This window comes from Arthrobacter sp. U41 (assembly GCF_007679325.1).
Taxonomy (GTDB): domain Bacteria; phylum Actinomycetota; class Actinomycetes; order Actinomycetales; family Micrococcaceae; genus Arthrobacter.
Window position 1 is genome coordinate 924,093 of the sequence record NZ_VEGI01000001.1, and the last position, 22,653, is coordinate 946,745.

Annotated in this window: 20 protein-coding genes; 6 read left to right on the forward strand and 14 right to left on the reverse strand. The window is 68.2% G+C overall.

The window, feature by feature from the left end; translation table 11 throughout:
* Positions 1–41: 41 nt before the first annotated feature.
* The 3 genes from FS787_RS04210 to mtrA all read right to left on the reverse strand — a co-directional run bounded on the left by FS787_RS04210 (position 42) and on the right by mtrA (position 4,640).
* Positions 42–1,763 carry an LpqB family beta-propeller domain-containing protein gene (locus tag FS787_RS04210; protein WP_144671033.1) on the reverse strand — a complete coding sequence of 574 codons (1,722 nt, stop codon included), beginning with the start codon at positions 1,761–1,763 and terminating at the stop codon, positions 42–44.
* Positions 1,760–3,586: an MtrAB system histidine kinase MtrB gene (mtrB, locus tag FS787_RS04215; RefSeq protein WP_260982470.1), complete on the reverse strand. Its 1,827-nt coding sequence runs from the start codon at positions 3,584–3,586 to the stop codon at positions 1,760–1,762. The genes FS787_RS04210 and mtrB overlap by 4 nt, the downstream gene beginning before the upstream one ends.
* 379 nt (positions 3,587–3,965) lie before the next feature.
* The gene (mtrA, locus tag FS787_RS04220) at positions 3,966–4,640 is read right to left on the reverse strand and encodes an MtrAB system response regulator MtrA (RefSeq protein ID WP_056425831.1); all 675 of its coding nucleotides are present in this window, start codon (positions 4,638–4,640) and stop codon (positions 3,966–3,968) included.
* 171 nt (positions 4,641–4,811) lie between these two features.
* Here mtrA and FS787_RS04225 point away from each other — a divergent pair, with 171 nt between their 5' ends.
* On the forward strand, positions 4,812–5,525 hold the full coding sequence (locus FS787_RS04225; protein WP_144671034.1) for a DUF4166 domain-containing protein: 714 nt from the start codon (positions 4,812–4,814) through the stop codon (positions 5,523–5,525).
* A 30-nt stretch (positions 5,526–5,555) separates the two neighbouring features.
* Here FS787_RS04225 and FS787_RS04230 read toward each other — a convergent pair whose 3' ends face one another.
* The 7 genes from FS787_RS04230 to mnmA all read right to left on the reverse strand — a co-directional run bounded on the left by FS787_RS04230 (position 5,556) and on the right by mnmA (position 14,276).
* Positions 5,556–6,599, reverse strand: coding sequence for a hypothetical protein (locus FS787_RS04230; RefSeq protein ID WP_144671035.1), 1,044 nt, complete (start codon positions 6,597–6,599; stop codon positions 5,556–5,558).
* 2 nt (positions 6,600–6,601) lie between these two features.
* Positions 6,602–7,069, reverse strand: coding sequence for a chorismate mutase (locus tag FS787_RS04235; RefSeq protein ID WP_260982384.1), 468 nt, complete (start codon positions 7,067–7,069; stop codon positions 6,602–6,604).
* Between the two features lie 164 nt (positions 7,070–7,233).
* Positions 7,234–8,937 (reverse strand): ABC transporter ATP-binding protein, encoded by a 1,704-nt coding sequence (locus FS787_RS04240; protein WP_144671036.1) that lies wholly within the window; start codon positions 8,935–8,937, stop codon positions 7,234–7,236.
* On the reverse strand, positions 8,934–9,959 hold the full coding sequence (locus FS787_RS04245) for an ABC transporter permease (protein ID WP_144671037.1): 1,026 nt from the start codon (positions 9,957–9,959) through the stop codon (positions 8,934–8,936). The genes FS787_RS04240 and FS787_RS04245 overlap by 4 nt, the downstream gene beginning before the upstream one ends.
* 1 nt (position 9,960) lies before the next feature.
* The gene (locus FS787_RS04250; protein ID WP_144671038.1) at positions 9,961–11,052 is read right to left on the reverse strand and encodes an ABC transporter permease; all 1,092 of its coding nucleotides are present in this window, start codon (positions 11,050–11,052) and stop codon (positions 9,961–9,963) included.
* A gap of 130 nt (positions 11,053–11,182) precedes the next feature.
* Entirely contained in the window at positions 11,183–12,817 is a 1,635-nt protein-coding gene (locus FS787_RS04255; RefSeq protein WP_144671039.1) for an ABC transporter substrate-binding protein, read from the reverse strand.
* A gap of 346 nt (positions 12,818–13,163) precedes the next feature.
* Complete coding sequence (mnmA, locus tag FS787_RS04260) at positions 13,164–14,276, reverse strand: tRNA 2-thiouridine(34) synthase MnmA (protein WP_144671040.1); 1,113 nt, start codon at positions 14,274–14,276, stop codon at positions 13,164–13,166.
* 225 nt (positions 14,277–14,501) lie between these two features.
* On the opposite strand from mnmA, the gene FS787_RS04265 reads away from it, so the two are divergent.
* Positions 14,502–15,749 carry an NAD(P)/FAD-dependent oxidoreductase gene (locus tag FS787_RS04265; RefSeq protein WP_144671041.1) on the forward strand — a complete coding sequence of 416 codons (1,248 nt, stop codon included), beginning with the start codon at positions 14,502–14,504 and terminating at the stop codon, positions 15,747–15,749.
* Here FS787_RS04265 and FS787_RS04270 read toward each other — a convergent pair.
* Complete coding sequence (locus FS787_RS04270; RefSeq protein WP_144671042.1) at positions 15,746–16,975, reverse strand: cysteine desulfurase family protein; 1,230 nt, start codon at positions 16,973–16,975, stop codon at positions 15,746–15,748. The genes FS787_RS04265 and FS787_RS04270 overlap by 4 nt on opposite strands.
* Before the next feature lie 50 nt (positions 16,976–17,025).
* Between FS787_RS04270 and FS787_RS04275 the strand changes: the two genes are divergently transcribed.
* Entirely contained in the window at positions 17,026–17,994 is a 969-nt protein-coding gene (locus FS787_RS04275) for a DMT family transporter (protein WP_144671043.1), read from the forward strand.
* On the opposite strand, the gene FS787_RS04280 is transcribed toward FS787_RS04275, so the two are convergent.
* Positions 17,991–18,725 (reverse strand): transcriptional regulator, encoded by a 735-nt coding sequence (locus FS787_RS04280; protein WP_144671044.1) that lies wholly within the window; start codon positions 18,723–18,725, stop codon positions 17,991–17,993. The genes FS787_RS04275 and FS787_RS04280 overlap by 4 nt on opposite strands.
* Before the next feature lie 88 nt (positions 18,726–18,813).
* On the opposite strand from FS787_RS04280, the gene FS787_RS04285 reads away from it, so the two are divergent.
* The gene (locus FS787_RS04285; protein ID WP_144671045.1) at positions 18,814–19,242 is read left to right on the forward strand and encodes a hypothetical protein; all 429 of its coding nucleotides are present in this window, start codon (positions 18,814–18,816) and stop codon (positions 19,240–19,242) included.
* Positions 19,243–19,314: 72 nt separating this feature from the next.
* Here FS787_RS04285 and FS787_RS04290 read toward each other — a convergent pair whose 3' ends face one another.
* Positions 19,315–20,046: a hypothetical protein gene (locus tag FS787_RS04290; protein ID WP_260982385.1), complete on the reverse strand. Its 732-nt coding sequence runs from the start codon at positions 20,044–20,046 to the stop codon at positions 19,315–19,317.
* Between the two features lie 117 nt (positions 20,047–20,163).
* Positions 20,164–21,066, reverse strand: a complete 903-nt coding sequence (locus FS787_RS04295; protein WP_144671046.1) for a diacylglycerol kinase family protein — start codon at positions 21,064–21,066, stop codon at positions 20,164–20,166.
* A 123-nt stretch (positions 21,067–21,189) separates the two neighbouring features.
* Here FS787_RS04295 and FS787_RS04300 point away from each other — a divergent pair, with 123 nt between their 5' ends.
* The gene (locus tag FS787_RS04300; protein ID WP_144671047.1) at positions 21,190–22,146 is read left to right on the forward strand and encodes a J domain-containing protein; all 957 of its coding nucleotides are present in this window, start codon (positions 21,190–21,192) and stop codon (positions 22,144–22,146) included.
* A gap of 21 nt (positions 22,147–22,167) precedes the next feature.
* The gene (locus FS787_RS04305) at positions 22,168–22,635 is read left to right on the forward strand and encodes a tRNA (cytidine(34)-2'-O)-methyltransferase (RefSeq protein ID WP_144671048.1); all 468 of its coding nucleotides are present in this window, start codon (positions 22,168–22,170) and stop codon (positions 22,633–22,635) included.
* Positions 22,636–22,653: the final 18 nt, after the last annotated feature.

Genomic DNA, 22,653 nt, shown 5'->3' on the forward strand with positions numbered 1-22,653 from the left:
TGGAGAACGGCCGTCAGTCCCGCCCGGGCATGATGGTTCCCTTAGCCCGGATAGGACGGATCGATCGGTCCCTTGATCTGCGGGGACCAGCCGTTGCCGAGCCGCTGGAAGATCCCTTCCGTTGACTGGGCGTAGATTTCGTCTGCGCCGTTGCCTGCGCTGAGCGCCGTCAGTCCGGGCCAGGGTGCCAGCTGCTGCGGCTGGGACGAGGTGAGGAACAGCAGTTCGGGAGTCACTGTTGCGCTGGCGGAGCCCCGCATGACGGCCACTGTGGTGTCGTCCACCCACACGCCCTGGTCCGGGTTGTTCGTCGCCAGCAGGGTCATCGGCTCGGTCAGGTCCTTGGGTGTGCCGTCCGCTGCCCGGACGATGCCCGCGATCTGTACCCTGCTCTTGCCGCCCTGTTCCGTGATGATGAGGGCGCGGGTGCCCTCACGTGAGACCCGGAACTCCTTGACGGACCGCCCGGCAAGCCAGGCCGGCGACACGGTCACACTGGGAACGCCGGCGCCTGCGGCCACACCGACGGGCCGGAAGGCGATCAGTTCCGTCGCGCCCTTGGCTCCAGGCCCGGCTGTCCAGACCCAGTCGTACCGGTCGAAAGAGGGACGGGTAAGGGTGTCCCGGCTGTTGAGCGCCCTGGCGGGCTGGCCGGGCACGATCGAGTAGAGCGTGCCGCCGCGGGCGTTGAGGAAGGCCGCCGCTTGTGAGACCGGGGACTCCGCCGGAGACCGGGGCGCCAGGGCCACGACGGACCGGATGTCCGGGAGCGGCGAGATCCTGTTGTTCTCATACCGGACCAGGCCGTTGTTGCTCACCGCGATCTGGCGGTCGGGCACGTTCTTGTCCCGGACCGGCGGGAGCACCGAACCGTTGTCCTCCACACGCACAAGATCCTGATTGGCGCGGAGCTCGACGTTGATGACATCGGGCTGGCTGCGGAAAGTGAGGGCAAGCTGCGTCTGCATCCGCAGCCTGTCCTCGTTGGAGGCCTCCACGAGGTCCTCCGCCGTCAGGTCAACCTGCGCCGCACCGGAGACCACAGGGACCGATTCCCGGGCCAGCTTGATGCCCGAGGGAAAGGCACTGACGACGGCGCCCTTGAGATAAGGGGCCGGACCGCCGAGCAGTGCGCTGGTCATGGCCTTGACAGTTTTCTTCTTGATGAACCATCGGACGTCTGGCACGGCGTAGGTGAAGGTAGGGTCGTAAAAGTAGATCGGGTACGCGCCGTAAATGACCTTGAAGGTCTCTTCCGGGATCGCCGTCCCGTCCGGGAGCTCCGCAATCCGCCATTCGCCGTCCACCTGGGTCAGCGTCGCGGGGATGTTCTCCTTGGTTCCTTCCGGCAGCTGGGTGGCCACCCCGTCCGCGTCGACGGAATAGGACACGTCCAGTTCATAGTTGAAGACGTTTTCGACGCCGGTGGGCACCACACGCGCGGAGCGGAAGACGAGCACCCGCTGGTCCGGTTTCCAGGTCACCGACGACGCCTGCGTCAGGTACTGGCGTGCCACCGCGTAGTCGTCCTCGTAGCCGCTGCCGGCGAGATAAAAGTCCTCGATCACCGCTTCCGGGCTGGCCCCGGCACGCGGCGCGGTCGGAAAGAAGACAGGGGCGTTATTGGGGTTCCCCGCGCTCTCATCCTTGCTTTTCCCCACCGGGCCCGACCGCGGGATCTGCGCGCACGACGTCAGCAGGAACAGCAGCACCGCCAGCAGCGCTGCCGCGGCGCGGGTGGCCTTGCGTGAGGCACCGCTCATGACCCCTCCTTCGTTCCGGTTCGCGCCGTGTCGGGGTCCGTGGTGCCGGCACCGGCTGTGCCGGCACCGGCTGTGCCGGCACCGGGCGTGCCGGACCCGCTGCCGGCGCCCTGGTCCGCGCTGTCGGCGCGGGGGGCCGGCGAGTGGTCCAGCAGCAGCATGGTCCGTGCGCTGCCCCCGCCGTGGAGTCCGACGTCGACCGGCTCCAGCTGGAGGGGGGATTTCGTGATGGACTCGCCCTGGCGCAGCGGGAGGGTGAGGCGGAAGTTGGCACCGCTGCCCCTGCTGCCCCACGCCTGGAGCCAGCCGTTATGGAGCTTGGTGTCCTCTGCGGCGATGGACAGTCCGAGGCCGCTGCCTCCCGTGGTGCGCGCACGCGCCGGGTCGGCGCGCCAGAAGCGGTCGAACACCCGTGCCGCTTCCGCGGACGTCATGCCGATGCCGTGGTCCCGGACCGCGACGGCCACAGCGTCGTCATTGGCGGCCACGGAGATGTTCACCGGGCGGCCTTCGCCGTGTTCCAGGGCGTTCAGAATGAGGTTGCGCAGGATCCTGTCGATCCGGCGGTCATCCATGTCCACGATAATGCTGTCCGACGGCGCATTGAGGCTCACCGCCGAACCGTACTCGGCGGCCACCGGGGCGACGCCCTCCATCACATGCGACACGAGCTGTACGATATCGCCCGGTTCGGCGTCGAGCGTTGCCACGCCGGCGTCGAACCGGGAGATCTCCAGCAGGTCGGCCAGGAGGGACTGGAATCGCTCCACCTGGTTGTAGAGCAGCTCCGCGGAACGCTTGTTGATGGGGTCGAAGTCCTCGCGTGCGTCGTAGAGCACTTCTGCGGCCATCCGCACGGTGGTGAGCGGGGTCCGCAGCTCATGGGAGACGTCGGAGACGAACCGCTGCTGCATCTGGGACAGGGTGGCCAGCTGGGTGATCTGTTCCTGCAGGCTGGCGGCCATGTGGTTGAAGGAGGCACCGAGCCGGGCCACCTCATCCTCGCCTTTGACCACCATGCGTTCCTGCAGTTGCCCCGCCGCGAGCTTCTCGGACACGACGGCGGCGTGGCTGACCGGGCTGACGACGTTCCGGGTCACATACCAGGCCACGGCGCCGATCAGCAGCGCCAGCACGGCGCCGCCGGCCAGCAGCACGTTCTGGATCTCGTCGAGCGTCTGTTGTGCGGTGTTCAGGTCGTAGATCAAATACAGCTCATAGACCGTGCCGTTGAAGGTGACTTTGTTGCCGACGGCGATCCCGGGCCGATCCTCGGTGCCTACCGGGAACTCCGTGGAGGCCCAGAACTGCTCCTTGCCGGAATCCTGTACGGACTTGCGCAGTTCGGGCGGGATAACGCTGATGGTGAGCTGGTCCGAGGCGCGCGACTCGACCCAGCGGTTGCGGGGCTTGGTCTGGTCCGGCATCGCCTCAAAGACGTAGCGCCTCTGGATCACGGAGCCGCGGCCCTCGACTGCGTTCAGGGTGTCGTAGACGAGCGTGATGACGCTGGACTGATCGGTGACCTGGGCGCCGTCGAAGGTGTCCTGGACCTGCTTGACGTTGTAGCGCGTCTCCGATTCGGCCTGGACGAGCCGCTCCTGGAAGAGGTTGTTCGCGATCTGGTTCGACAGGTACGCGCCAACCACGGCGAAGGACAGGATTGCCAGCAGCAGCGTGGTCAGCACCGTCCGGAACTGCAATGACCGCCGCCACTTGCGGTGCACTGAGCGGAGCAGATAGTGCAGGCCCGGGAGCAGGCCGGCGACTCCGATCCGGACCAGCCTCGCTACCCGCACGCCTACGATCCGGGCGCGCTTCACCCAGAGCCGGGTGCGGAAGCGTGTGGTGTGCCAGCGGGCGGCCGGACCGTTCCGGCGCGGGGCCCCTGTCGCTGGGCCGGGTTCGACGGCGTCGGGGGCGACTCTGCCGGGTTCGACGGCGTCGGGGGCGACTGTGCCGGGTTCGACGGCGTCGGGGGCGACTGTGCCGGGTTCGACAGCGTCGGGCGCTGCCGTGCCGGGCGTGGGGGCGCCGGGTGCACCTGTCACCGGAGTGCCGGCGGCAGGTGCATCGGAAGCGGGCGCGGCGCGGCCCGGCTCGCGGAGATCAACTGACGTCCGGGCGGCGATCCCGGCAGCGGCCCCGTCCACGGGGGCTTTCACCGGACCCGGACCGCTTCCGGGGCGGCCGTCCGACGGATCAGGATCCTGCTTTATAGCCGACACCACGGACCGTCAATACAACTTCGGGGGCTTCCGGGTCGCGTTCGATCTTCGACCTCAGCCGCTGGACGTGGACGTTGACCAGCCGGGTGTCGGCGGCATGCCGGTAGCCCCAGACCTGCTCCAGGAGGAGTTCCCGGGTGAACACCTGCCAGGGCTTGCGGGCCAGGGCCACCAGCAAATCGAATTCCAGCGGTGTCAGCGAGATGCGCTCGGTGCCGCGGCTGACGAGATGGCCGGCAACGTCGATGGTGACGTCGGCGATGCGCAGCGTCTCCGGCGCCTTCTGGTCGCCGGGCCGGAGCCGGGCCCGGACCCGGGCGACGAGCTCGGCCGGTTTGAACGGCTTCGGCACGTAATCATCGGCGCCGGACTCGAGGCCGCGGACCACATCGGAGGTGTCTGCCTTGGCGGTGAGCATCACGATCGGCACATCGGAGTCGGCGCGGATCTGCCGGCACACTTCAATGCCGTCCATGCCCGGGAGCATCAGGTCCAGCAGTACGAGATCCGGCTTGGCGGAGCGGAACACGTCCATTGCCTGCGCACCGTCAGCGCAGAAGACGGGCTCGAACCCGTCATTGCGCAGCACAATACCGATCATCTCGGCCAGTGCCTCGTCATCGTCCACTACCAGAATGCGTGCCTTCATATGTATATATTCCCCTATTGAAATGGCTTTGTCGTATTCACCGGCGCCCGGGCATGGCGCCGGTGGTGTCCGGAGCGCTCCCCGCGCCCCGCGGCGGCGCTGTGACAAACCGCCGCCGGTGCCGCATGCTGGCAGGAGCCCGCCAACCGGTCAGTCACCCAGGAGGATTCTGTGAGCACCCCAATCTACGAGCGTGCGCTCGGCGCTGACTTTGCCCGGTTGCAGCCGGAGTTGCAGGAGTACTTCGCACTGGCACCCGGTTCCGGCCACTACGGCGTCGGCGAAGGCGTCTTCGAGGTGGTTGGCTGCCGGCAGAAGTGGCTCCGCCCGCTGCTGCGCCTGGCCAGCGGCGAGGAGTCGTTTTTCCCGGAGTACGGCGAGGGCATCCGGTTCCGGATCGAGAACCACGCCCACGTGGACCCGTTCGGCCGCTCCAGCCTCACCGCCCGGCGCGAGATCTTTTTCCCCGGAATTACCCGGTTGTTCCACGACACCACCAGCTTCGATGACTCCGGCACCCGGCACGGCCTGGTGGACTACGTCGGGCGGTACAGGCGGCTTGTCACGGACCTCAACCTCAGCATCACCGCCGGGGGCAGGCTCCGGGGAGTTTCAGAGGCCTCACGGCTCTTCCTGGGACCGTTGCGGATCCCCCTGCCGGCCGCCCTGGACGCCAAGGCCTACGCCGAACAGTGGTGGTCTCCGGACGAGGGCCCGGCAGGAAAGCACAGGATCCAGGTGAAAGTGATCCAGCCGCAGCTGGGGCTGGTCCTGGTCTATGCCGGGCATTTCGACTACCGGTTGGAACCGTACCCCAGCGGCCAGGCGGCCCCGGGATACCTTCCGGACCGCGCCCGGCCGGACCGCTGGGAAGGCCGCAGCTGAGGCGGCAAATGACGACGTGCCGGCCCGGCCCTAGCCGAGCGCGAGTTGGTTGAGGCCGTCGGCGACCTGGGTCAGCCGCGCCAGCACCGCGGTCGCGGACGACGGCGAATGCCCGGCCAGCCCGCCCGACGGCGTGACCCGCACGGTGCTGAGGGTCGAGGCTGGCAGGCCGAGCTGGCGCCAGGGCCGCCAGACGGTTTCCACGACGTCGGCGACCCGCGGCGGCGCAGCAGCGGCGTCGGAGACATCGAGGGCACCGGCCCACAGCCGCTTGCCGGCCTCCACCGCGCCGGCGAGGGTTTCCCACTGGCGCGAGGTCAGGGCGCGCAGGGGCACGGCGATCCCGTCCGCCCCGGCCGCCAGGATCCGGTCGAAGGGCGCCTCCACTTCCGGGACGGAGACCACCACCTCAACGGCGCCGGCCGCCCGCAGGGCATCGATGACCAGCTGCCAGGCATCGGTGGCTTCCCTGCCCGGCACGGAGCGCAGGGTGCGGTAGCCGCTGGATGTGGGAATGGTGCCGGCCAGCACCGAGGCGATCTCCGGTTCGTCGATCTGGACCACGATGCGGGCCCCGGGCGCCGCGGCGGCCACGCGGCTGAGGTAGCCGCCGGCACCCGCTGCCAGGGAGGCCGCGAGGTCGCGCCGGGCACCGTGGTCGATCAGGGCACGCTCGCCGTTGTGCAGATGCAGGCCCGCGGCGAGACTGAGCGGGCCCCGGAGCTGGACTTTGATGTCCTGCGCCGGGGTTTCCTCGGCGCCGATCACGTCGGCGAGGATGTTGATGTCGGTGCTCAGTGCCGAGCTTGCCCTCCTGACGTCCTTGCCGGGTCGGTCCACGATCCGCCAGCCGTAGGGCTGGACGTCCACGGAGAGATCCACCAGCAGGGACGCGGTCCGGCCGAGCGCGTCGGATCCGACGCCCCGGTCCGGCAGTTCGGCAAGGAAGGGCAGGTGCGGGCTGCCCAGCTCACCGCGGATGATGCGCGCGGCCTCCACCGGGTCCTCGCCGGGCCAGGTGCCCAGGGCGGTGGCGGTGACCTGTTCCGACGGCGCTGCCTGAGGTGCGGCCACGGCTAGGCGGTGGCGGAGACGGTCGGGCCGGCGGGTCCGGCTGCTTCACCGGCGGGCCGGGGGCGCAGGGACTGCGTGGCCTCATGATCGGCCGCCAGAGCCGCCTCGTGGCCTTCGGCAATGGCCTCGTGGTGCCGGATGACCTCGCCGATGATGAAATTCAGGAACTTCTCAGCGAACGCCGGGTCCAGGTGGGCCTCCGCGGCCAGGCGCCGCAGCCGTGCGATCTGGGCCGTCTCCCTGCCCGGGTCTCCGGCGGGAAGCTTGTGCGTCGCCTTCAGGAATCCGACCTTCTGGGTCGCCTTGAAGCGCTCGGCGAGCAGGTAGACAAGGGTGGCATCGATGTTGTCGATGCTGGAGCGGATCGACAACAGCTCCGCCATCACCGCGGGATCCACCTGACCCGCCAGCGAACTGGCCTCGGGGTCATAGGAATCGGCTTCAGGATGAGTCTGGTTCTGCTCGGTCATTGACCCAGTCTAGGGGCACCGGCGCTAATCATTTCTGCTGTTAAGCGCCGTCCGGGGCCCGCCCGGCGAGCCCACCTGTGCATCTTGACTGGGTGCGCAAAGGGACATGCCCGCCGTTCGCAGCGAACGGCGGGCATGTCCCTTCGGGCAGTCGCCGGAGGGGCCTAGCCGTGGAGCACGGCGCGGAATTCCTCCCGGCGCCGGGCCTGTTCGTCCGGATCCGGTACCGGCAGCGAGGCAATCAGCTTCTTCGTGTACTCGTGCTGCGGGTTGCCCATCACCTGGTGCCCGAGCCCCTGTTCCACCATTTTGCCCTTGTAGAGCACCCCAACCCAGTGCGACAGGATGTCGACGACGGCGAGGTCGTGGCTGATGAACAGGGCGGCAAAGCCAAATTCAGCCTGAATTTCCTTGAACAGCTCCAGCACCACGGCCTGCACCGACACGTCCAGGGCCGACGTCGGCTCGTCGGCGATCAGCAGCTTCGGGTTCAGGATGAGCGCCCGCGCGAGGGAGGCGCGCTGCCGCTGACCGCCGGAGAGCTCATGCGGGAACCGGTCGGCGTAAGCGGCCGGCAGCTGAACGGCTTCCAGCAGTTCCCGGGTCCGCTGCCGGGCCTGGGCCGGGGTCGGCTTGGTGTGGATGATCAGGGGCTCGGCAATGCAGTCCCCGATGGTCAGCTGCGGGTTGAAGGACGCGGCCGGGTCCTGGAACACGAACCCGATCTCCTTGCGCAACGGCTTGAACGTGCGCTCCTTCAGGTTGAGCATTTCGTAGCCCAGGACTTTCAGGCTGCCGCCGGTGGTCCGGTTGAGTCCGGCGATGGCCCGCCCGATCGTCGTCTTGCCCGAGCCGGACTCCCCCACGAGGCCGAACACCTCCCCCTCGGACAGGGTGAAGTTGACCCCGTCCACGGCTTTGAAGGCGGGGCTTCCCAGCCGGCCGGGGTACTCGATGGTCAGGTTCCGGGCCTCAACGAGGACTTTGCCGCCCTGGTGCGCCCGTTCGGTCATGCCTTCGGAGGCGGAATTCCGGCCCAGGTGCGGGACGGCTGCCAAAAGCTTCCTGGTGTAGTCCTGCTTCGGTTCGGCGAACAGCACCCGCGCGGAGGCCTCTTCGACGACGTCGCCCCGGTACATCACCACAACACGGTCGGCGAGGTCGGCCACAACACCCATGTTGTGCGTGATGAGCACGATCGAGGTGCCGTACTGGTCCCGGAGGTCCCGCAGGAGTTCGAGGATTTCTGCCTGCACCGTGACGTCCAGGGCGGTGGTCGGCTCGTCGGCCACAATGAGCCCCGGGTTCAGGGCCAGTGCCGCGGCGATAACCACGCGCTGTTTCTGCCCGCCGGAGAACTGGTGCGGATAGTAGTTGACCCGGGTTTCCGGGTCCGGGATGCCCACTTTGCGGAGCGCCTCGATAGCGCGGGTCTTGGCTTCCTTGGCGCTGACCCGCGCACCTCCTCCGTGGCCGGCATGGGAGCGGATGCCTTCGGCGATCTGCCAGCCGACGGTGAAGACCGGATTCAGGGCGGTGGACGGTTCCTGGAAGACCATGGCCACGTCGCGGCCACGGATCTCCCGGAGCTTCGCCGGGCTGACGCTGATGACATTGCTGCCGTTGATCAGCACCGCGCCGGAACTGACGGCGGTTTCCGGCAGCAGGCCGAGGATGGTCTTGGCGGTGACGGTCTTCCCGGATCCGGATTCGCCGACGATCGCCACGACCTCGCCGGGGTTGACCTGCAGGCTGACGTCCTTGACCGCGTACACGTCACCGGCGTCAGTGGCGAAGGTGACCTTGAGGCGGTCGATGTCGAGGACCGGGCCGGCGCCCGTGCCGGGTTTGTCGATGTTGATGGTCATGAACTTCTCACTTCTGCGTCGAGTGCCGCCTGGGCGCCGGTGGTGGAATCCGGGCCGCTCTTGCCGGAGACAGCCTTCTTGCGGCCCCGCAGGCGGGGATCGTTGAGGTCGTTGATGCTCTCGCCGACCAGGGTCAGGCCGAGGACGGTGAGCACAATGGCAAGGCCCGGGAACACACCCGTCCACCAGATACCGGACGTGGTGTCCGCGAGGGCCTTGTTGAGGTCGAAGCCCCACTCCGCGGCCGACGTCGGCTCAATGCCGAAGCCCAGGAAACCCAGGCCGGCGAGGGTGAGGATGGCCTCGGAGGCGTTGAGGGTGAAGATCAGGGGCAGGGTGCGGGTGGCGTTCTTGAAGACGTGGAGGCGCATGATGCGGATGTTGGAGGCGCCCACCACCTTCGCCGACTCCACGAACGGTTCCGCCTTGAGCCGGATGGTCTCGGCCCGAATGACGCGGAAGTACTGCGGGATGAAGACCACCGTGATGGAAATCGCCGCCGCAAGGATGCCGCCCCAAAGGCTGGAACGGCCGCCGCTGATGGCGATCGCCATAACGATGGCCACGAGCAGGGGCGGGAAGGCGTAGATGGCGTCCGCGATCACCACGAGGGTCCGATCCAGCCAGCCGCCGATGTAGCCGCTGACCAGGCCGAGGATCACGCCGATGAAGATCGACATGACCACGGCCACGATAATCACGAGGACGGCCGTCTGGGCCCCCCACACGACCCGGGAGAAGACGTCGTAGCTGCCGACCGTGGTGCCCCAGAGGTGTTTCCCGCCCGGTGCCTGCTGCGACGGGAAGTTGCCGTCGGCATCGGAAATCTGGGAGAAGCCGAAGGGCGCGATCAGCGGCGCGAAGATCGCCGTCAGCAGGAAGAGCGCGGTGAGGACGAGCCCTCCCACGAGCATGGCCCGCTGCAGTCCGACGCTCTTGTTGAAGTGCGAGATGACGGGCAGGCGCCGGAACCAGGGTCCCCGGGGGTCCTTGGCGGGTTCAATTACGGCAGTGGTGCTCATATCAGTACCTCACGCGGGGGTCGATCAGCGCGGCGACAATGTCCACGAAGAAGTTGGTCACGGCCACGATCACGGCAAGGAGGACCACAATGCCCTGGACAGCCACGAAGTCGCGGGCTGTCAGGTAGGTCGCGAGCTGGAAGCCCAGGCCCTTCCATTCGAACGTTGTCTCGGTCAGCACCGCGCCGCCCAGCAGGACGGCGATCTGGAGTCCCATCACGGTGATGATGGGAATGAGGGCCGGTTTGTAGGCGTGCTTGGTCAGGAGGCGGTATTCGCTGACACCGCGGGAGCGGCCGGCCTCGACGTAGTCCTTGCCGAGCGTGCCGATCACGTTGGTCCGGACCAGGCGCAGGAAGATGCCGGCGGTCAGCAGGCCGAGGGCGAGGGCAGGCAGGACGGCGTGCGCCATGACGTCGGCCAGGGCGGCCATGTTGCCGCTGCGGATGGAGTCCAGCCAGTAAATGCCCGTGGGGGCCTCCAGCGAGGTCAGGGCGAGCTCGGTGGCGGGCGTCGCGCGTCCGGCGACCGGGAGCCAGCCGAGCCAGACCGAGAACGTCAGCTTGAAGAGCAGGCCCGAGAAGAAGACCGGTGTGGCGTAGCAGAGGATCGCGAAGACGCGCAGCCCGGCGTCCGGACCCTTGTCGCGCCGGTGCGCGGCGATCAGTCCGAGCGGGATGCCCACAATCAGGGCGACCAGCAGGGCGTTGATGGTCAGTTCCAGGGTGGCTGCGCCGTACGTGGCGAGCATCTCCGCAACCGGGCGGTTGTCGGAAAGGGTGGTGCCGAAGTTGCCGGTAAAGAGCTGGGCCAGGTACTCGAAGTACTGGACAAAAATGGGCCGGTCGTAGCCGGCGGCGGTGATTCTCTCCGCGAGCTGTTCCGGCGGGAGCCTGCCGCCCAGGGCAGCGGTAATCGGGTCGCCGGTGGTGCGCATCAGGAAGAACACCATGGTGACCAGGATGAGGATGGTCGGGAAGATCAGGAAGAACCGGATGAAGATGTATCGGCCCAGTCCCCCGCCGGTCGATTTTTTCTTCATCGGCAGGAGGCCTTCGCCGTCGGTTGGCGGCGCCTCGATAAGTGTTGTCATTGGTACCTAAATGTGTGTTTCCGGGAGCTTCGTGGGCTGCGGAATCGGTTGTCCTGTATCAGCACCAGAGGCGGGACGCCGTGTGGGCGCCCCGCCTCGTTGGCTGGTCAGAACCGGATGGGGAATGGACCTACTTGGAGATAACACCCAGGCGGGTCTTGAAGGAAGCATCCAGGGTCTGGTCTACGCCCTTGACGTCCTTGCCGGCGACCATCAGCTGGGCGCCCTGCAGCAGCGGCAACGTGGAGAGGTCCTTGGCGACGGCGGTCTGGGCCTCGCCGATGACCTTTTCACGCTCGGCCTTGTCGACCGTGGTCAGCTGCTTGCTGATCAGGTCGGTGACGGCCGGGTTTTCGTAGTGGTTCTTCAGGAAGTTGCCGGGGACGAAGAACGGCGTGAGGTAGTTGTCGGCGTCGGAGTAATCCGGGAACCAGCCGAGCTGGTACACCGGGTAGGCATCGGCCGTCCGGTCCTTGGAGTACGTGACCCACTCGGTGGACTGCAGGTCGACCTTGAACAGGCCCGTCTTCTCCAGCTGTTCCTTGACCATGGCGTACTCGTCGCCCGAAGACTTGCCGTAGTGGTCCGGGTTGTACTGGAGCTTGATGGTGACCGGAGCGGTGACGCCCGCGTCAGCGAAGACCTGCTTGGCCTTGTCGAGGCTGGGCTTGCCGCTTCCGTCGCCGTACATTTCCTTGAGCGGCTGGATGGCGCCGACGAAGCCGTCAGGCACGACGGAGTAGGCCGGCACGTAGGTGTCCTTGTAGACCTGGCTGGCGATCGCGTCACGGTCGATGACGTGCGCCATGGCCTGCCGGACGGCAAGGGCCTTCTTGGGATCGGCGTCGGCGCTCTTGGCGCCAAACGGCATGGTGTCGAAGTTGAACACGATGTAGCGCAGCTCGCCGCCCGGGCCCTTGTGGACCTTGACGTTGGAGTCCTTTTCGAGGTCCGCGGCGTCGGTCGCCGTCAGGCTGCGGCCGGCAACGTCAATGTTGCCCTGCTGGACGTCCAGCTTGAGGTTGTTCGAATCGGCGTAGTACTTGATTGTGGCGCCGCCGTTGGCGGGCTTTCCGAGGAGGCCCTGGTAGTCCGGGTTGACCTTGAGGCCGACGAGCTCGTTCTTCTTGTAGCTCTCGATCGTGTAAGGACCTGCGAAGGGCTTGCCCTTGACGATTTCGTCGTCGGTCATCAGCTTGTCCGCCGGGAAGACCTCTTCGTCGATGATCGGCCCTGCGTTGGCTGCGAGGACACCCGGGAAGACCTGGTCGTTACCGGCCTTGAGCTTGAAGACCACCGTGGTGTCGTCCTTGACGGTGACCGAGTCGAGGTTGCCCAGCAGGGAGGCCGGGCCGTTGTCATCCGCGATGCTGACGACGCGGTCGATCGAGAACTTCACGTCGGAGGACGTCAGTGCGTGGCCGTTGGCGAACTTCAGGCCGGGCTTGAGCTTGACGGTGTATTCGGTGGGGCTTGTGAAGGAGGCCGACTCGGCAATGTCCGGAGTGGAGTCAGCAGTGCCCGGCTTGGCGTTAAGCAGGAACGGATAGATCTGGTTCATCACCATAAAAGAACCGGCGTCGTACGAGCCGGCCGGGTCGAGGGTAACAACCTTGTCGGTGGTGCCGTACGTAATGGTGCCTCCGCCGGCCGCGCTGCCGGTCGCCGTTCCGCCGCCGGAGGGGCCGGTGCAGGCGGTCAGTGCGAAGGCGGATACCCCGGCGAGCGCGATGGCGCTCTGCAGGGCCTTTTTGTTCATTGCCATCTGTGAACTTTCTGTTCGATGAGTACTGGTGCTCGCCCGGACGTACTTGGAACGACCCGGAGGGCGGCACGCTGTCCTGATGCCTCGATTCAACCAGACAACCAATAGGTGAATCGTTACATCTTGTGAGATGAGACACAAAATTTACACGAACCGGCGGAACTCATCATTATCTTCAGGAATCCTGCCCGAATTTCGGCAGGGTACCCGGACGCCGCCGCACGGCGCCAGGCCCTGTGCGGCCGGCCGCGCGAACCGACGACAGAGGCCGCGCACCAACGGTGCGCGGCCTCTGTCGACGGGCCATGGGACGGCCTCCGACGGGGGTCGTCCCATACCGGGTGGCCTAGAGCGCGGCCCGCTGCAGCGAACGCGCCGCGTCGATGGTGGCCTGGCCCAGCACCCGGCTGCCCTGGTACAGCACCACAGTCTGGCCGGGGGCCACACCGCGCAGGGGCTCGGTCAGGGTGACCACAAGGCCACCGGCCTCCATATGGGCCGTGGCGGGTACGGGGTCCCCGTGGGCCCGGACCTGGGCATGGCAGTCGAATTCCTCGCCGGTGTGCACCTCGGCGATGGGCAGCCCCGCCCACGAGACCTTGATGCCGCGGATCTCGTCGATGGCCAGGAGGGCCTCGGGCCCCACCACCACCTTGTTTTCCTTCGGCCGGATTTCCAGCACAAAGCGCGGTTTGCCGTCGGCGGCCGGGGTGCCGAGCTTTAACCCGCGGCGCTGGCCGACCGTGAACGCATTGGCCCCGGGGTGCTCGCCGACCTTGGCGCCGGACTCGTCCACGATGTCGCCGGTGGTCATCTCGATCTTCTCGGCCAGCCACCCGGCGGTGTCGCCGTCGGGGATGAAGCAGATGTCATGGCTGTCCGGCTTGTTGGCCACGGACAGGCCGCGGCGTTCCGCTTCGGCGCGGACCTCGGCCTTGGACGGCGTGTCCGCGAGCGGGAACATCGAGTGCTTGAGCTGTTCGTGTGTGAGCACACCCAGCACGTAGCTCTGGTCCTTGGCCCAGTCCGCCGCGCGGTGCAGCTCGGGGTTGCCCTCGGCATCGGTGATGACCTTGGCGTAGTGGCCGGTGCAGACGGCGTCGAACCCCAGGGCGATCGCCTTCTCCAGCAGCGCGGCGAACTTGATCCGTTCGTTGCAGCGCATGCACGGGTTGGGGGTGCGTCCCGCGGCGTATTCGTCAATGAAGTCCTGGACCACGTCTTCCTTGAAGCGCTCCGAGAAGTCCCACACGTAGTAGGGAATCCCGAGCACGTCGCAGGCCCGCCAGGCGTCGCGGGAATCCTCGATGGTGCAGCAGCCTCGGCTGCCGGTGCGCAGGGTGCCGGGCATCCTGGACAGCGCCAGGTGGACTCCGACGACGTCGTGTCCCGCCTCGACGGCGCGGGCTGCGGCAACGGCGGAATCGACGCCGCCGCTCATGGCTGCAAGAACTCGCATACTGACTTTCTCTGGGGTTCGGGGGGCTGTTGCCGGCCCGGGCGGCTGCTGGACGCAGAAATAGCACAATGCCGGCCGACCCATTCTATCGCCACGCCGAATCCTCACCCAAAAGGCCTTGACGGCCCGCGGGGGTGATTCTAAAGTCAAAAATAACGGTTTTAGATACTATTCCCGCGACAGGCGGCCCCGGGCGTGCCGGCGGCCGCAGGAATCGAGCACACTGTGGCCTCCTCCGAAAACATCGTGATCGTGGGCGGCGGCCTGGCCGGCGCCACCGCGGCCAAGACCCTCCGCGCGGAAGGTCACGGCGGGCCGGTGATCCTGCTGGCGGAGGAGCGGCACCACCCTTACCTGCGACCACCGCTGTCCAAGGACTACCTCCTGGCCAAAGCCGACGACGACGCCCTGCCGGTGGTTCCGGCGGGCTGGTACGCGGAGAACGGGGTGGACCTGCAGCTGGACACCACCGTCACGCGGATTGATCCGGGGGCCCGCAGCGTGATTCTTTCGGACGGACGGGCGCTGGGCTACTCCACGCTGCTGCTGGCCACCGGGGCGCGTCCCCGGCACATTCCGCTGCCCGGAAGCGACCTGGAGGGGGTTAGCACTTTCCGCACCGTGGAGGACAGCCGCCGCCTGCGCGCCGCCCTGGCCGACGGCGGCCGGAACGTCGTGATGATCGGTTCGGGTTGGATCGGGATGGAGCTGGCCGCCGCGGCGAGCGCCTACGGGAATTCCGTCACGCTGCTCGGGCTGGAGGAGGTGCCGCTGGGTGCCGCGATCGGGCCGGAACTGGGCGGTTTCTTCCGTTCGCTGCACGAAGCGAACGGCGTCCGCTTCCGGCTCCCCGCCTCGGCCGCCGGGATCAGCGGCCAGTCGGGCCGGGTCACGGGCGTGGTCACGGATGCCGGGGAGGTCCTGCCCGCGGACCTGGTGGTCATCGCCGTCGGGGTGGTCCCCGAGGTGTCCCTGGCCGGGGCTGCGGGGATCGCACTGGACAACGGCATCCTCACGGATGCCTCGCTGCGGACTTCGGCGCCCGGGATCTTTGCCGCCGGCGACGTCGCGAACGCACTGCATCCCTTCACCGGAGAGCACCACCGCAGCGAACACTGGTCCAATGCCCTCAATGGGGGCAAAGTGGCAGCCAAGGCGATGCTCGGGCGGGACGCCTCCCTGGACACGGTCCCCTACTTCTACACCGACCAGTTCGACGTCAGCATGGAGTACTCCGGCTTCCCGTCACTCGTCTCGGGGCCGCCCGCCATCCGGGGTTCACTGGAGGGCAGGGAGTTCCTCGCCTTCTGGCAGCGCGGCGGCCGGGTAGTGGCTGGCATGAGCGTCAACTGGCCGCGTTCCGCCAAGCCGCAAAAGCTGATCAAGCAGCTCATCTCGGCGAAAACCGCCGTGAGCCCTGCCGCCCTGGCCGATCCGGACGTCCCGCTCGACGGGCTCCTGCCGGAAGCCTAGTCCGTGGCGGCGGACTGGCGGGCGACGGTGCCGGCGGTCTGGATGCTGGACTCGTGGCCGGCCATGCCGGCCTGCCGCGCACGGGTGTAGGCTCCCGGCAGCGCCGCCAGCAGCGCGTCGACGTCGGCCCCGGTGGAGGAATGCCCCAGGCTGAACCGCTGGGCGCCGCGGGCCGTGTCCTCATCCAGTCCCATGGCCAGCAGCACGTGGGACGGCCGCGGGACCCCCGCCGTGCAGGCCGACCCGGTGGAGGATTCGACCCCGGCCAGATCGAGCAGGAACAACAGTGAGTCGCCTTCGCAGCCGGGGAAGGTGAAGTGGGCGTTGCCCGGCAGCCGCCCGTGGCCGGGGGCCCCGCGCAGTACGGCGTCGGGCACCGCAGCCAGGACGCCGTCGATCAGTGTGTCCCGGAGGGCAGCAATGCGTGCCGCTTCCTCCGGAAGGTTGGCGGCGACGGCTTCGGCCGCCGCGGCAAAGGCTGCAATGGAGGCGGTGTCCAGGGTCCCGGAGCGGACGTCCCGTTCCTGTCCCCCGCCGTGCTGCACCGGGGTCAGCTTCACGTCGCGGCCCAGCATCAGCGCTCCGACGCCGACCGGGCCGCCGATCTTGTGCCCCGAGATGGACATGGCGTCCAGCCCGGAGGCGCGGAAATCCACGGGAACGGAGCCGAAGGCCTGGACGGCGTCGGAGTGGACCGGGACGCCGGCCCGGTGCGCCAGTTCGACGATCTCTGGCACGGGCTGGATGCTGCCGACTTCGTTGTTGGCCCACATCACCGTGACCAGGGCGATCGAGGCGGGGTCCCGGGACAGCTCGGCCTCCAGCACGGCCAGGTCCACGACGCCGTCCGCATCCACCGGCAGCCAGGACACCTCGGCACCCTCGTGCCGCTCGAGCCATTCGACAGTGTCCAGCACCGCGTGGTGTTCGACGGCGGAGCACAGGATGCGCGTGCGCTGCGGGTTCCCTGCGCGCCGGGCCCAGTAGAGGCCTTTCACGGCAAGGTTGTCGGCTTCGGTTCCGCCCGAGGTAAAGATGACTTCGGAGGGGTGCGCCCCGGCCGCGGCAGCCAGCACCTCGCGGGCGTCCTCGACGGCGCGGCGGGCGCGGCGGCCCGATCCGTGGAGTGAGGACGGGTTGCCCGTGCGGGCCAGTTCACGGGTCAGCGCCGCCAGGGCCTCAGGGGCGAGGGTGGTGGTGGCGGCATGGTCAAGGTATACGGGCACAGGGCAATTCTACCCGCGGTCCCGGCGCGGCATTGGTGTACATTCGAGCGGTGAAAGCGTCCTTGTACCTCGTCCTGGCCACACTCTTCTGGTCCGGGAATTTCATAGTCGCCCAGGTCGCCGTCGCCTCCATGACGCCCCTGGACCTGACGTTCTGGCGCTGGACGCTGGCCGCCGTGCCGCTGGTGCTGCTGGCCCATTTCGTGGAGAAGCCGGACTGGCGCGCGGTGCTGCGCCGCTGGCCGGTGCTCCTCCTTCTCAGTGTGCTGGGCATGAGCGGCTACACGCTTCTGCTGTACGGCGCCCTGGGCCACACCTCGGCCATGAACGCGTCGCTGATCACGGCGGCCAACCCGGCGCTGATCGTTGTCCTGGCGATGGTCCTGACGGGCGAGAGGACCACGCGGCGGGGCTGGTTCGGCATCGTGCTTGGCCTTCTTGGCGTCCTGCTGGTGTTGACCCGGGGCGAGCTGCAGCGGGTGGTCAGCCTGTCCCTGAATATTGGTGAGGTCATGATGATCGGCGCGATCCTCGTCTGGGGCTGCTACACGATCATTGCCCGCAGGCTGGACGTTCCGGCCATTACGGCCACCGCGACGCAGGTGGTGATCGCCGGCGTGACGCTGGCGCCCTTCGCCGTCGCCGCGGACGTGCGGCTTCCCCAGACTCAGGCCGAGGCGTGGTCGCTGGCCTACATCGTGGTCTTCCCGTCCCTGGGCGCCTACCTCCTGTGGAACCTTGCGCTGAAGACCACCGCGCCGGGCACCGCCGGGAACTACCTCAACCTGATTGTGGTCTTCACGGCAGTGATCACCGTGGTGCTGGGGACACCGCTCACCATCGTCCAGGTCGCGGGCGGCCTGTTGGTGGTCGCCGGTGTGCTGCTGACCGGGACGAAGCCGCGGGCCAAGTCCCCGGCGGACACTCTTCCGGCTTCCACAGTCCCGGCACCGCCTGCCCCGGCTCCCGCCGCGCCGGCGGCCTCCGGCCCCACCCCGACGCGCCGCCACACACCCTAGGGCCGGATCCGGGCGCAGCACTGCGCCGGCTGCGCGGCGCCCTGGGCGCGAAGCTCGTCGATGGCGAGTGCCTGCACCCGGCCCGGATCGATGCCGCACCCCGCCGCGGCCCCGCCCAGGAACGCACCGTTCATGGCGCAGACCACCTCGGTGTGGCCCTCGGCGATCCGGTGGAAGGGGCAGTTGAGCAGCACCAGACCACCCTCGCCGTCGTCCTCCGGACGGTAGCCCTCCGCCGCGAGGAACCCGGCAAAGTCGGTGCCGGCCGCTGCCGGCCGCGCGCCATCCTGTTCCGCCTCGCCGGCCCTGGCCTGGGCTGCCGCCAGCCCCCGGGCGTAAGCGGTCCGCACCAGCGCTTCGCGGGCGGAACCACCGCCGGCCGCCGACTCCTCGATGGCCGAGACAAGCAGTTCGGCGGCCAGATCGTAGTTTCGGTCCGGCACCGAGGCAGCGACTTCCCGGACGGCGGCCAGATACAGCTTGGCCGGCCGGCCAGACCCCGGCCCTCCCCTGCCGCCAAGCTTCCGGAATTCCACGGCCAGAAGCCCATCCTGCACCAGCCTGTCCAGCTGGAAGGACGCCGTGCTGCGGGGCAGGCCGAGGGCTCCGGCGGCGTCGTCGCGGCTGACGGCACGGCCGGCCGAGGCGACAAAATCGAACAGCTTCCGGCGGCTCTCGTCCCCCAGTGAGGCGACGGCCGCAATCCTGCGGTTCCAAGGGGATCGGATCATAAAATCAGCCTAGCTCTAAAAACAAGATTCATTGCTTAATCCCTGCGCCCTTCTAAAATCATGTTACCCACTTTTAGAAGGAGTCGTGATGAAATCCCCTGCATCCATCGCCACGCCCGCCCGGCCACTGGCCGCGGCTCCCGAGCGGCAGGCTTTCCTGCTTCTCCGAACAGTCTTCACCGTTGCGCCGGTGGTCTTCGGCCTCGACAAGTTCACCAATCTGCTCACCGACTGGACCATGTACCTGGCGCCCGTGGTCACCACCGTGGTCCCGCTTCCGGCGCAGACCATCATGTACGTCGTTGGCGTCGTCGAGATCGCCGCCGGCCTGGCGGTTGCCCTGAAACCGCGCTTCGGCTCGCTGCTCGTGGCCGTGTGGCTTCTCGGAATCATCATCAACCTCATCATCCTGGGCGATTTCTACGACGTGGCCCTGCGGGACTTCGGCCTGCTGGTCGGGGCCCTGGCGCTGAATCGGCTCTCGCCAACAAGGCCCTCGAGGACAAAACAGGACTGACGGGTTCCGGGCCGACGGGTTCCGGGCCGACTGAGGAGTCAGCCGGAGCGCGGAGTCGGCCCGACGGCCGACTCAGCCGGGCGGAACGACGGCGATCCGCGCTTCAACGTCGCCCCGCGCCGCGGCCAGCGACCGCGCGTTGGGGCACGAAACGGACAGGTACACGGACGAGCCCGCTTTGCTGAACAACCGGGCGTAGACAGCGGTGGCCCTGGCACCTGCCCGCTCCCCGCCCGTCAACACCAGCACGTCGACGCGCGGAGCGGGCCCGCCGGGTTCGCCACCCCAGCGCAGTGTCGCCGGCTTCAGGTACCCGGGAAGGATGCTCGCGTCCAGGTACCGGAAGAGCGCCTCCGTGGACGCTTTGTCGTCCCCGGCGACGGCGAGGGCTGACTGGTTGGTCCGTACCTTTGCCGATGCCACACAGCCATCCTCTTTGACGTACTGGCTCGCGCCGGCCACGTTCTCCGCGCCGGGCTTCCATACCCGCACCTCCCGCAGCCCGTCGGAAAGCTGGATGGGCACGCCGGCCGCCAGAGTCGCCCCGGCAGCGAAGGGCATGTCCTTCGCGGCCACGGCAGCGGCGTCATAACCGGGTGTGATGGTGGGGGTGGCGAGGGTCGGAGTCGCCGGTGCCGCATTGGGGGCCGCGGGGTCAGGAATACCGACGCTGCAGCCGGCCAGGGCCGTCGACACTGCGAGCGCCAGGAAGGCGCGCCTCCCCCGGTGCACGGACCGCGCGCGGCGCGAACCAACCCCTGCGGCCGACGCCGCCGTCATCCCGGCTTCCAGCCTGCTTCCCATGCCCCGCCTCCGCTCTGCCGCTTCGCTTTACCGCCCGGGTTACCGCCCGGGCCTCCGCACGATTCTAGACTCACCGGTTCCGCGCCACGGAAGGCCCGTCCGGCGTCCGGCCCGCGGCTACGCCAGGACGCGGATGGCTCCGGGAATCACTTCGATGGTGAGGGGCAGCGGGCCGATCCGTTCCCCGTCGGCGTAGGCCACCACGTTTTCGGCGGACAGTTCCACTGTGCGGACGCGCCTGATGTGCACGGCCGGATGCCCGAGATGGCCGCCGGAAAAGACCCGGGGAAAGACTTTCAGCAGGCCCGTCCGGGAGAGCGGGCCGACGATGAACAGGTCCAGGTAGCCGTCGTCGAGCACGGCGTCAGGCGTGACCTTCATTCCGCCGCCAATCGACTGCCCGTTGGCGACGGAGATCAGCATGGCGCCCTGCCGCCAGGTCCCGCCGTCGGCGGTAACGGTGTAATTGATGGCCCGGAACGAGGCGAGTTCGCGGAGCATGGCCAGATAGTAGCGCGCCTTGCCGCGGGGCCACCGCCAGGCGTTGGCCCGTTCATTGACGGCCGCGTCGAACCCGGCGGACACCACACCGGCGAACCAGCGGGACGTCCCGCCGGAGGACACCCGTCCGGCGTCGATCATCCGCCCGCCGGCGGCCAGGGCTGCGAGCACGGCTGCACAGGCGCCGGGGATGTCGTGGACCGGCACTCCCAGAGAGCGCGCCATATCGTTTCCGGTGCCGGTGGGGACGATCCCCAGCGGGACCGCGCCGAAGGGCATGCCCAACCCTGCGAGCGCATTGACCCCGAGGTGGACCATGCCGTCTCCGCCCACCATCACGAGGGCATCCACGCCGGAGGCCAGCGCCTTGTCCACGGACGCCGCCAGCGCGTCGTAGCTGTCCTCACACAGGAGCAGGACCCCGGCCCCTGCGGCCCGGAAGCACGCCGCTGCTTCGTTGCCGGCGTGCAACCCGCGGCCAAAGGATGCCCGCGGGTTGACGGCAACGGCGATCTTCATGCGCTGAATTATGCCAGCGGTCGGGAACCTTCCGTGCCGGTACGCTCGTTCTCCCCCTAGCCGGTTAAACTGGCCAGGCGACGCCCAGGACGGGCTGGCGCCATCGACGCAAAGGATTCTTGCTTGACGCAGGGCAACAGCTCGCATTACCAGGTCCTTCGGATCCCCGTGACGGCGACGGATAAGGAAATCAAGGTGGCCTACCGTAGGGCCGCCCGCACCGCGCACCCTGACCACGGCGGGGACCCTGCCGCTTTCCGGCGCGTCACCCTCGCCTATGAGACGCTGATCGATGCCAAAAGCCGGGCGGATTACGACCGCTCCTACGGCAGCGGCCGCGGCGCCTTCGCGGAACCGCCCGCTGACGAGGGGGCCCACTTTGATGCCCCGGCGGCCGGCAGCCGCGCCTCCGCCAATGTCCGGCGCCCCAATACACCCCGGAACACCGCCTCGGACGCGCCGGTCTATATCCCGCCTTTCGAGCAGTACGCCGGGACCGGCGAAGTGCCGCTGATCCCGCAGGACCTGGCCCGCCAGCAGATCCACGGGCTCCCCCGCAAGCGCGGTATCTTCGGGGCGGAGGCAAGGATCCAGCGGGAAATGCGCACCGTACAGCTCATCACCCGCCAGGTCCTCCCCGCCATCCCGGCCGCCCGGCTCATCAACGGGCTGCAGTCCCCGGCGGACAACAGCCACATCGACCACGTGGTGCTCTCCGGCTACCGCATGGCGGTCATCGGCTCAATGCTGCTGCCGCCTGGCGCCTACGCCTGGAACGGCAGTGCCCTGACCCACGGCGGACGGTCCATCGCCCCGCCCCAGCTGGCCCATGTGGTGCGCCGGATGCAGGACATCTTTCCGGAGCTCAACGTCACCGGCTGGACCGTGGTCCACAGCACCGACGGCAACCTGCACGAACCGGTGATCGACCGGCACCGCCGTTCTGGCGCACACGAGACCGTCCAGGTGGTCAACGCCGCCGGGCTGGCCCGCGGCCTCAAGCAGTTCCTGGGTTCCGGCCCGGCCCCCAACACCGTCATCGTTCCCGTGCTCGCCCGGCTCCTGCGCGGGATGCACTAGCAGGCTCGCTAGGATGGGACGGTGTTCCGCATCCTCTTCCACACCCCAGAAATCCCCGGCAATACGGGCAACGCGATCCGGCTGGCTGCCATTACGGGCGCGGAGCTGCATCTGGTCGAGCCCCTGGGGTTCGACTTCTCCGACGCCAAGCTGCGCCGGGCGGGCCTCGACTACCACGACCTCGCCGTTGTGACCGTCCATCAGGACATCGACGCCGCCTGGGCCGCCCTGGCACCGGATCGTGTCTTCGCCTTCACCTCCGACGGTGAGGCTTCCTACACGGAAATCAGCTACCGGCCCGGTGACGTGTTGATGTTCGGCAGGGAGTCCGTGGGGCTGTCCGAGGACCTCAAGAATGACTCCCATGTCACGTCCCGCGTCCGGCTGCCGATGCTGCCTTCCCTGAGGTCGCTGAATCTTGCGAACGCCGCCTCGATCGCCGTCTACGAAGCCTGGCGCCAGAACGGATTCGCCGGCGCCAAGCTCTAGCTGACGCAACTTTTCCGG